We start from the raw sequence: 698 nt of genomic DNA on the forward strand, positions 1-698 counted from the left end.
ACGACGTCTGTCGTCTGTCTGGCCCTGGGCATCGGCCTGGGCCCGTCCGGCGTGAGCCTTCTGCACCTGGACATCGCCCAGGCCAGCGGCTGGATGGAGCACCTGACGGAAGTGGCAGTGTTGTTCTCGCTATTCGTAAGCGGGCTCAAACTGCGCCTGCCATTGCGCAGCCGCAGATGGTGGACAGCGTTTTTCCTGGCTGGCCCGGTCATGGTCATCTGTATCGTCGGGGTCAGCCTGGTCGCCCATTTCGGCCTGCACCTCGGCTGGGGCATGTCGGTGCTGGTCGGCGCCATTCTCGCCCCCACCGATCCGGTACTTGCGACACTTGTGCAAGTCGCTGATGCCCAGGATTACGACCCTGTCCGGTTCAGCCTTTCGGGGGAAGCGGGGCTCAACGATGGGGTGGCATTCCCGTTTGTCATCCTCGGCCTGCTACTGATGCAGGCAACAGACCCTGCGCAATGGCTGGGCGGCTGGCTGATCAAGGATGTCGCCTGGGCTGTCGTGGCTGGCATCGCATGCGGATACTGGATGGGCCGGGGCTTGGGCAAACTGACCTTGTACCTGCGAATCCAGCATGAAGACAGTACGGTTTCGCCAAACGATTACCTGGCGCTCGCCCTTATTGCCCTGGCCTATGTGGTGTCGGAGATCATCCACGGGTATGGATTCCTGGCGGTTTTTGCAGCGGGCCT

Annotated in this window: 1 protein-coding gene; it reads left to right on the forward strand. The window is 62.2% G+C overall.

Annotated features, from left to right (window positions below; translation table 11 throughout):
• The coding region (locus HP546_RS30810; RefSeq protein WP_172233804.1) for a cation:proton antiporter at positions 1-698 on the forward strand (698 nt) is incomplete at both ends.

The organism is Pseudomonas sp. CM25 (genome assembly GCF_013179705.1).
In the GTDB taxonomy this organism is placed as follows: domain Bacteria; phylum Pseudomonadota; class Gammaproteobacteria; order Pseudomonadales; family Pseudomonadaceae; genus Aquipseudomonas.